The organism is Azospirillum sp. UENF 211521, from assembly GCF_058780535.1.
In genome coordinates, this window is the sequence record NZ_JBSNCF010000002.1 from 1,711,089 (window position 1) to 1,720,000 (window position 8,912).

7 protein-coding genes and 2 pseudogenes (1 of these 9 only partly in view) are annotated in these 8,912 nt (G+C 68.9%); 5 read left to right on the plus strand and 4 right to left on the minus strand.

The annotated features are described in order from the left end of the window. Positions 1 to 66 precede the first annotated feature (66 nt). From ACWPN5_RS24525 to ACWPN5_RS24535, 3 genes are all read right to left on the minus strand, one after another. Positions 67 to 516: a hypothetical protein gene (locus ACWPN5_RS24525; protein WP_247888929.1), complete on the minus strand. Its 450-nt coding sequence runs from the start codon at positions 514 to 516 to the stop codon at positions 67 to 69. A gap of 166 nt (positions 517 to 682) precedes the next feature. Further along, a complete protein-coding gene (locus ACWPN5_RS24530) occupies positions 683 to 2,440 on the minus strand; it encodes a stimulus-sensing domain-containing protein (RefSeq protein WP_145689271.1) in 1,758 nt (585 codons plus the stop codon). Continuing rightward, positions 2,412 to 3,107, minus strand: coding sequence for a response regulator transcription factor (locus tag ACWPN5_RS24535; RefSeq protein WP_145689272.1), 696 nt, complete (start codon positions 3,105 to 3,107; stop codon positions 2,412 to 2,414). The genes ACWPN5_RS24530 and ACWPN5_RS24535 overlap by 29 nt, the downstream gene beginning before the upstream one ends. Before the next feature lie 384 nt (positions 3,108 to 3,491). Between ACWPN5_RS24535 and ACWPN5_RS24540 the strand changes: the two genes are divergently transcribed. The 5 genes and pseudogenes from ACWPN5_RS24540 to ACWPN5_RS24560 all read left to right on the plus strand — a co-directional run bounded on the left by ACWPN5_RS24540 (position 3,492) and on the right by ACWPN5_RS24560 (position 8,809). Next, a complete protein-coding gene (locus ACWPN5_RS24540) occupies positions 3,492 to 4,271 on the plus strand; it encodes a HugZ family pyridoxamine 5'-phosphate oxidase (RefSeq protein ID WP_492297894.1) in 780 nt (259 codons plus the stop codon). 325 nt (positions 4,272 to 4,596) lie between these two features. Beyond that, positions 4,597 to 6,429 (plus strand): annotated as a pseudogene (locus tag ACWPN5_RS24545) (phosphoenolpyruvate carboxykinase (GTP)); the annotation flags it as partial. A gap of 279 nt (positions 6,430 to 6,708) precedes the next feature. After that, positions 6,709 to 7,570 (plus strand): annotated as a pseudogene (gene motA / locus ACWPN5_RS24550) (flagellar motor stator protein MotA). Positions 7,571 to 7,584: 14 nt separating this feature from the next. Continuing rightward, positions 7,585 to 8,571 carry a GNAT family N-acetyltransferase gene (locus tag ACWPN5_RS24555; RefSeq protein ID WP_492297895.1) on the plus strand — a complete coding sequence of 329 codons (987 nt, stop codon included), beginning with the start codon at positions 7,585 to 7,587 and terminating at the stop codon, positions 8,569 to 8,571. 64 nt (positions 8,572 to 8,635) lie between these two features. After that, positions 8,636 to 8,809: a hypothetical protein gene (locus ACWPN5_RS24560; protein WP_186466180.1), complete on the plus strand. Its 174-nt coding sequence runs from the start codon at positions 8,636 to 8,638 to the stop codon at positions 8,807 to 8,809. A gap of 12 nt (positions 8,810 to 8,821) precedes the next feature. On the opposite strand, the gene ACWPN5_RS24565 is transcribed toward ACWPN5_RS24560, so the two are convergent. Further along, positions 8,822 to 8,912: the end of a peptidoglycan DD-metalloendopeptidase family protein gene (locus ACWPN5_RS24565; RefSeq protein WP_211111583.1), read on the minus strand. Its footprint extends 1,256 nt past the window's final position; 91 of the gene's 1,347 nt are visible here — the last part of the coding sequence; the start codon falls outside the window, past its right edge; the stop codon is at positions 8,822 to 8,824.

Genomic DNA, 8,912 nt, shown 5'->3' on the forward strand with positions numbered 1-8,912 from the left:
CCCGATCCGCCTCCAATGCGCTGGCGCAACCGCCATGGCCCGCCGGCCGGCGCCCGGTTCCCCGTTTCAGCCCGGCCGGTCGCAGCCCGAGATCAGGCCCAGGCGGGGGCTGCCGGTGCGGCGGATGTCCAGCAGCTCGCTGGCCAGCGCGTCGCGGCGCCGGATCATCTCGTCCAGGTCGTTCAGCTCGGCGGCCTCCTGGCAGGCGGTGCGGAAATCCTTCTCGCGGGCCAGCCGGGTCAGAAGATGGCTGTAGCTGTCGGCGATGGTCGCCAGATGCCGCTGGGCGCCCTGGAGCGCCTGCGCGAGCTGCGTCCGCTCGTTGGCCGACGCCCGCATCATCCGGGCCAGTTCGCCCTGTTGGACGCTGGCGTCGTTGATCAGGCGGGCCAGCCGGTACCGGCGGAAATCGATCACCCGGGCCGACGCCGCGGCGGGCTCGTCGATCGGGCGGGGGGCGATCGGCTTGAGGTCGGGCTTAGCGTCCAACGTGGCGTCCGACGTGGCGTCTTGCATGGCCCCTCTTCCGGTTGATGACGTCCGGTTGTCGAAAGGCCAGCCGTCGCAGGCGCGGGAATGACCGGAATTGAGCATCCGCCGCACCCACGACTTTGTCCATACGTCTTTTCTCAAATTGCAACTATGCCGCATCCACCATGTGGAAATCTCTCCCGCGCCTCCGTCAGGGACGCGGCAGGCGCACGGTGAAGACGGCGCCGATCGTCTCCCCGCCGGGCCCCAGCCGGTTGGCCGCCCGGATGGTGCCGCCGTGGGCCTCGACGATCTGCTTGGAGATCGACAGGCCGAGCCCCGAATGGGTGCCGAACTTCTCGCCGGCCGGCCGCTCGGTGTAGAAGCGCTCGAAGATCGCCTCCTCCTTGCCCTCCGGAATGCCGGGGCCGTCGTCGCTGACCGTTACCTCCACCGCGCCGTCCGGGGTGCGCCGCGACGCCAGCCGGACCTGCCCGCCGGGCGGCGAGAAGGACAGGGCGTTGGCGATTAGGTTCTGGAAGACCTGGGTCAACCGCCCCTCCAGTCCCTTCACGGTCAGGGACCCGCCGGGCGGCGGCTCGATGACGACGCCCGGCGCGGCCTCCACCCCATCCTCGTCCTCCTCGTCCTCCGCGGTGGTGTGGTGGATGTCGGCGAGCGTGCGCAGCATCGCGCCGATGTCCACCGGTTCCAGCGCGGCGCGCGACAGCTCGGCGTCCAGGCGCGAGGCGTTGGAGATGTCGCTGATCAGCCGATCCAGCCGCTGCACGTCGTCGGCGATGATCGCCATCAGCTTGTCGCGGCGGGCCGGGTCCTGGATGCGGCTGACCGTCTCGACCGCGCTGCGCAGCGAGGTCAGCGGGTTCTTGATCTCGTGGGCGACGTCGGCGGCGAAGCGCTCGATGGCGTCCATGCGCGCCCACAGCGCCGCCGTCATGTCGCGCAGCACGCCGGACAGCTCCCCGATCTCGTCGCCGCGGCGGGTGAAGTCGGGGATCTCGGTGTGGCGGCCATGGCCGGTGCGCAGCCGGTCGGCGGCCTGGGCCAGCTTGCGGATCGGCCGGGCGATGGTGCCGGCCAGATAGAGCGACAGCAGGACCGTGACCAGAAGCGCCACCGCGAAGACGCGCAGGATGTCGGTGCGCACCGAGCGGATGGCCTCGTCGATCACCGTGCCGCTGCGCGACAGCAGCACCGCCCCCAGCACCTCCTTGTAGCGCTGGACCGGGACGGCGACCGTCAGCAGCAGGTTGGAGCGGGCGACGGGCGAGGCCAGCCGCCACACCGTCGCGCTGTTCTCGCCGGCCAGCGCGCGCTCCACGTTGGGCGGCGGGGCCGCCGATTCGGCGGCGTGGCCCGGCGGCTCGCGGTAGAGCGGCAGGTTCTCCCGGCTCGGCACCACGTCGATGAAGCGGGCGTAGAACTCGTTGACCGCGCGCGACGCCGGGTCGCCGGAGGGCGGCAGCGGCAGCTCCTGGATCTCGATCTTGCCGGGCGAGCCGGTCAGCACGCGGCTGTCCGAGAGCAGGCGCCCGTCCGGGCCGTAGAGCCGGGTGTGAGTCTCCGTCGCCAGGGCCAGCCGGCGGATCATTTGGCGCCCCAACTCCGGCGACAGCTCGTAGCTCTCCTGGCCCGCCTCCGGCTCGTCGGCGGCGCGCTGCACGGCGCCCTCGCCAAGCGCCGAGGCGAAGATGCGCGCCTCCGTCTCCAGCGCGTCCAGCTCCGCCTGGACCAGCCGGTCCTGGTAGCGGCCGAGATAGAGCAGGGCGCCGACCAGCAGCAGCAGCGCCAGCACGTTGACGGCGAGAATCCGCAGGGTCAGCGGCGACGGCACGCCGCGCACCCGGCGCCGGGACGCGGCGCGCGGGGCGGCGCCGGGCTTGACGGGCGGGGAGGGGGCGTGGTCCGGCGCGCGGACCTCACTCCCTGTATCGGTAACCGACGCCATAGAGCGTTTCGATCTGCGCAAAGTCGGAATCAATGGCCTTGAACTTCTTGCGGAGCCGCTTGATGTGGCTGTCGATGGTGCGGTCGTCGACATAGACGTTCTCGCCGTAGGCGGCGTCCATGAGCTGGTCGCGGCTCTTCACATGGCCGGGGCGCTGGGCCAGCGCCTTGACCAGCAGGAACTCGGTCACTGTCAGGTCGATTGGCTGGCCCTTCCAGGTGCAGGAATGGCGGGCGCCGTCCATAACCAGCGGGCCGCGGGTCAGCAGCACGCCGGGTTCCGGCGCGCTCTTGTCGCGGGTCGCCGCCTCGCGCCGCAGCAGGGTGCGGATGCGCTCGACGAGCAGGCGCTGCGAGAAGGGCTTCTTGATGTAGTCGTCCGCGCCCATGCGCAGACCCATCAGCTCGTCGACCTCGTCGTCCTTGCTGGTCAGGAAGATGACCGGCAGATGGCTCGTCTGGCGCAGGCGCTGCAGAAGCTCCATCCCGTCCATGCGCGGCATCTTGATGTCGAGCACGGCGAGGTCGGGCGGGCGCTGGGTCAGGCCGCGCAGCGCCTCGGCGCCGTCGGTGTAGGTGCGCACCTCGAAGCCCTCCGCTTCCAGCGCCATGGCAACGGAGGTCAGGATGTTCCGGTCGTCATCCACCAACGCTACGGTGTGAGACATGTCGTTCGCGTTCCCAATCACACGCCCCGTTTTCGGCGACGGCCTGTGCCGGCGGCCAACTGAAGCGGATGGCCGGGCCGTTGATGTCGCTTACTACGGAAGAATGGTTTCGTCTTATTTCGAAATGCGGGCTTTCCGAATGCTCCACGACGACCTATAGGCGGCGCAAAGGCATGAAAAGCCAACTTTTCGCTTTTCCCAACCTATTTGTCTGGGCCAATATGGCACCAATGCGGCGCCGGGGAAACGGTGCTGCGCGGGAGAACGCATTCGTTTCAGGGCATGAGTTCCGACGAGTTCCCCATCCGTCCGACCCCGTCGGGGCCGGGCGCCGCGGCGTCATCGGACGTTGGCGGCCGAACGGGAGGTGCCGCAAGGCGCCTGATGCGTGGTGCCGGGCTCGCGGCGCTGTCCACCGCGTTCCGCGCGGATGACGTCCAGCAGGACGGCCGGTCCGCCGACCGGGGCGGCTGGCCCTATCCCTCGCTGGTCCAGGTGGCCTTCGACCTCGACGGCACGCCCCTTCTCCTGCTCTCCACGCTCGCCGACCACACGAAGAACATCGCGCGTGACCCGCGCGTCGGCTTGCTGTTCGACGGAACGGCGGGGCTGGCGGAGCCGCTGTCCGGGCCGCGCCTGTCCGTGCTCGGGCGGGCCGAGCGTTCGGAGGAGCCGCGCCACCGCGCGCGCTTCCTGGCACGCCATCCCGGGGCCGCGTTCTACGCCGGTTTCACCGATTTCAGCGTCTACGCCGTGGCGGTGGAGCGCGCCCATCTGGTGGCCGGCTTCGGCCGGGTGCGGTGGCTCGACCGCGCCGACCTGCTGCTGCCCGGCGTCCCCGCGGCGCTGGCCGAGGCCGAGGGCGCCATCCTGGCCCACATGAACGCCGACCACGCCGACGCCTTGCGGCTCTACGTCACGGTTCTGGCCGGGCGTTCCGCCGAGGGCGCCGAGCCCTGGGCGATGACCGGCATCGACCCCGACGGCTGCGACCTGCGCCGCAGCGGCGAAATGGCGCGGGTTGATTTCGATCACAGCGTGGAAAACCCCGAAGACGCTAGGGTCACTCTCGCCGGGCTCGCCCGGCAGGCCCGCCAGAATGCGCCCGGCAGCGCACCCGGCGTGGCGGATGACCCGGTGGATTCGGACGATCGTGACGGCTAACCACGACGCCGCGGCAAGCGGCGCGCAAAAAAGAGCGCAACCAGGAGAAAACGTCAGTGGACCATAACGGACCGACCCGTTGCCGTTTTGGGTTTGTGGCCCTGGGGCCACCCCTCTCTTGCCAATCAGGACATCGGGCGCGCCCGGGGGGCGCGTCGGGATGACCGCCGTCCGGCCTGCAGGCCGGGCTGCGGTGGTTTGAGCCGGCGGAACGACACCGCCACCGAACAAGGACGGCTTCGATAAGGGCCGAAAAGGCCAGCCGTCCAGACCTCCGGGCGCCGGCCCCCGATACCAGGGGCGGCGAACCCGGAGACGAGTTGAGAGGCAAAGGATGACCGGAACAACGCGCACGCGGAACAAGAAGCTCCTGGCCTGGGTCGAGGAGATCGCGAACAAGTGCAAGCCCGAGCGGGTGCACTGGTGTGACGGATCGCAGGAGGAATACGACCGCCTGTGCGCCGAGATGGTGGAATCGGGCACCTTCATCAAGCTGAACGAGGCCAAGCGCCCGAACTCCTACCTCTGCCGTTCCGATCCGGGCGACGTCGCCCGCGTCGAGGACCGGACCTTCATCTGCTCCGAGCGCAAGGAGGATGCCGGCCCGACCAACAACTGGGTCGCCCCGGCGGAGATGAGGGCGAAGCTGGACGGCCTGTTCGAGGGCTGCATGCGGGGCCGCACCATGTATGTGGTGCCCTTCAGCATGGGACCGCTGGGCTCCGACATCGCGCACATCGGCGTGCAGATCTCCGACAGCCCGTACGTCGCGGTGAACATGCGCATGATGACCCGCATGGGCCAGAAGGTGCTGGACATCCTGGGCGACGGCGACTTCGTGCGTTGCCTGCACTCCATCGGCGCGCCGCTGGAGCCCGGCCAGCCGGACGTGGCGTGGCCGTGCAACGCCGATCACAAGTACATCGTCCATTTCCCGGCCGATCACTCGATCGTCTCCTTCGGTTCGGGCTACGGCGGCAACGCCCTGCTCGGCAAGAAGTGCTTCGCGCTGCGCATCGCCTCCTCGATGGGCCGCGAGCAGGGCTGGCTGGCCGAGCACATGCTGATCCTCGGCGTGGAGAGCCCGGAGGGCGAGAAGACCTACGTCGCCGCCGCCTTCCCGTCGGCCTGCGGCAAGACCAACTTCGCCATGCTGGTGCCGCCGGCCCAGTTCGAGGGCTGGAAGGTCCGCACCATCGGTGACGACATCGCCTGGGTGAAGCCGCAGCCGGACGGCACCCTGCGCGCCATCAACCCGGAGGCCGGCTTCTTCGGCGTGGCGCCGGGCACCAGCATCAAGTCGAACCCGAACGCCCTGAAGACGCTGAACTCCAACGTCATCTTCACCAACGTCGCGCTGACCGACGACGGCGACGTGTGGTGGGAGGGCCTGACCGACGAGACGCCGGCCCACCTGATCGACTGGCAGGGCAACGACTGGACCCCGGCGTCGGGCCGCCCCGCGGCGCACCCGAACTCACGCTTCACCGCTCCGGCGGCGCAGTGCCCGTCGATCGATCCGGCCTGGGAGGACCCGGCGGGCGTTCCGATCTCCGCCTTCATCTTCGGCGGCCGCCTGTCCAAGACCTTCCCGCTGGTCTTCGAGGCCTACAACTGGCGCGAGGGCGTCTACTGGGCGGCGACCATGGGCTCGGAGGCGACCGCCGCCGCCGTCGGCCAGGCCGCCATCCGCCGCGACCCCTTCGCCATGCTGCCCTTCTGCGGCTACAACATGGCCGACTACTGGAACCATTGGCTGGCGATGGAAGGCAAGGTGGAGAACCTGCCGCGCATCTACCGCGTCAACTGGTTCCGCAAGGACGAGAACGGCAAGTTCGTCTGGCCGGGCTTCGGCGACAACATGCGCGTCCTGCGCTGGATCGTCGACCGCGTCCGCGGCCGTGCGGTCGATGCGGCGGAGAGCCCGTTCGGCTACATGCCGCGCTACCAGGACCTGAACTGGGCCGGTCTCGATTTCGCCGAGGACAAGTTCCGGAAGATCATGGACATCGACCGGAAGGAGGCCGAGGCCGAGGCCAAGGACCAGGAGGAGCTGTTCAACCGCTTCGGCAGCCATCTGCCGGACGAGATCGAGCAGCAGCGCGTGGCGCTCCTCAAGCGTCTGGAGGAGGCTCCGGACACTTGGCGGATCGGCTGAGCGGGCCTTCGCCCAATCGTCGGAGCGCGTAAAGAGGGGCCGCCCGCGGGCGGCCCCTTTTCTTTTGCGTAGGGCGCCGCAGCGGGCCGCTTTTCGGGTACTCCTTTCGTGACACGACCCTTTGTCACGGCTAGGATCGCGTCCGACGCCGGGGGATTTACAAAAACTCAAGGGATTGCTGCGTCACTGGGCCGGCAGAACGCAAGCACGCCCGCCTGGCCGACGCTCCGCGACGCGGACCGGCCAAGGCACGGAAAATGACGCTGGAGGACGGAAGACATGTTCGTGATGATCGGCTTCGGCGTCGTGGTGTTCAGCGTCTTCGGGGGTTACGTCCTGGGCGGCGGTCACCTGGGCGTGCTGTGGATGCCCTTCGAGTTCATGATCATCCTCGGCTCCGCCGCCGGCGCGTTCCTGATCGGCAACCCAAAAGCGGTGGTCACCCACACCGGCAAGGAACTCGGCCACCTTTTCAAAGGGCCAAAATACAAGAAGGATGACTTCCTCGAACTTCTCACCATGATGTATCAGGTCTTCAAGATCGCGAAGACCAAGGGGCTGCTCGCCCTTGAACAACACATCGAGAAACCAGAGGAACTCACCACTCTTCCAGCAATTCCCGAAATTCTACGGCGACCACCACGCCATATCCTTCCTCTGCACCTATCTGCGTCTGATGTCGTTGGGGGCCGACAACCCGCACGAGCTGGTCGACCTGATGGACGAGGACATCGAGACCATGCACCACGAGCACCAGCGGATCGCCGACGCCATCCAGGCGGTGGCCGACGCCGTGCCGGCGCTGGGCATCGTGGCGGCGGTGCTGGGCGTGATTCACACCATGGGATCGATCACCGAGCCGCCGGAAGTCCTGGGCAAGCTGATCGGCGGCGCGCTGGTCGGCACCTTCACCGGCATTCTCGTCGCCTACGGCTTCCTGGCGCCGATCGCCAGCGGCCTGAAGAACATCTACCACGCCGAAGGGAAATACTATCAGGCGATGAAGATCGGCCTGATCGCGCACCTGTCCGGCTACGCCCCGGCCATTTCGGTGGAATACTCGCGAAACGTGCTGGAGCCCGAATACCGGCCGAGCTTCGCCCAGTTGGAAGAGGCCACCTCGGCCCTGCCGCCCGCCTGAGGCCGGACCCGCCGATGCCGACCTCCACCGAAGACGCCGTCACCATCCTGTGGAACGAGGGAACGGTGGGGGAGTGGGGCGCGCTCTTCGCCCGCGTTCCCCGCTCCACCCTGCCGCAATGCTTCGCCTACGCCGGGGCCATGGGGCGCACCCACGGCTTCGTGCCGCGGCTCGGCCTGATCCGGCGCGACGGCGCGCCCATCGGGATCGTGCAGCTTCTGGAGCGGCGGACGCTGCGCCTGTTCCATCAGCGCCAGATCCATCGTGGCCCGCTGTGGCTCGACGGGGTGGAGCCCGACATGGCGACCCAGGAGGCGGTCTTCCGTCTGCTGCGCCGGGCCTGCCCCGACAACCCGCTGAACCGCGCCAGCCTGCTTCCCGAACTGGCCGCCGGCCCGGAGGCCGAGGCGATGCTGCAACGCTGCGGTTTCCGCCGCTTCGGCCCCGGCTACCGCACGGTCTGGCTCGACCTGTCGCGCGGCGAGGACGAGTTGCGGGCGGCGATGGCCCGCGACTGGCGCCAGCGGCTGAAGGGTGCGGAGAAGGCCGGTCTGGTCATCGACCTCGACTGGGAGGCCAAGAACCTTCCCTGGCTGATGAAGCAGGAGCATGAGCAGGCCCAGAGCAAGCAGTTCCGTCCGATGACCGGCGCGCTGGCCGTGCGCATCCGCAACACGCTGCTGAAGGGCGGAGGGAAGGGCGACGGGGTGCTGATGGCCGCCGCGCTGGAGGACCGGTCCGGCAAGGCCGGCCCGGCGGCGAGCGCGCTCTTCTACATCCATGGCGGCTCGGCCACCTACCAGATCGGCTGGTCCAGCGAGTCGGGGCGCAAGAGCGGCGCGATGCGGCTGGTGCTGTGGCGGGCGGCTCTGGCGCTGAAGGCGCGCGGCGTGGGCTGGCTCGACCTCGGCGGCATCAACCCGGACAGCGCGCCGGGCGTCACGGAGTTCAAGCTGGGGACCGGCGGCCAAGCTGTGGAGAGCGCCGGCCTGTTTCGTTAGTGAGCGGACCGTTGAAAGACGGCGCCGACTGTCTCATCCTGGTTGCGAGCAGAAGGAGCAGGCCATGGCCGACAACGACATGAAACCGGAAGAGGCGCAACTGGCCATCGCCAAGGCGGCCCAGATGAAGCCGCAGGTTCAGGCCATGCGCGACCGGCTGCGCAAGATGGCGGATGACGAGGAAAGGGGCGTCCAGATCCTCGCCAGCGCCATCCGCCGCTTTCTTCACCAGGAGTAGGAAGGCGACGCCTCAGCAGGTCGTCGCCTTGGTGCAGCCCTTGTCCTCGTGCGGGCCCGGCGTGCGGGCGAGTTGGAGGCCGCTGCGCGCCTGCTCGAAGGTC

Excerpts from the sequence above, each read along its gene's own strand:
- ACWPN5_RS24525 (WP_247888929.1), bottom strand. The coding sequence starts at position 516 with ATGCAAGACGCCACGTCGGACGCCACGTTGGACGCTAAGCCCGACCTC.
- ACWPN5_RS24530 (WP_145689271.1), bottom strand. The coding sequence starts at position 2,440 with ATGGCGTCGGTTACCGATACAGGGAGTGAGGTCCGCGCGCCGGACCAC.
- ACWPN5_RS24535 (WP_145689272.1), bottom strand. The coding sequence starts at position 3,107 with ATGTCTCACACCGTAGCGTTGGTGGATGACGACCGGAACATCCTGACC.
- ACWPN5_RS24540 (WP_492297894.1), top strand. The coding sequence starts at position 3,492 with ATGCGTGGTGCCGGGCTCGCGGCGCTGTCCACCGCGTTCCGCGCGGAT.
- ACWPN5_RS24555 (WP_492297895.1), top strand. The coding sequence starts at position 7,585 with ATGCCGACCTCCACCGAAGACGCCGTCACCATCCTGTGGAACGAGGGA.
- ACWPN5_RS24560 (WP_186466180.1), top strand. The coding sequence starts at position 8,636 with ATGGCCGACAACGACATGAAACCGGAAGAGGCGCAACTGGCCATCGCC.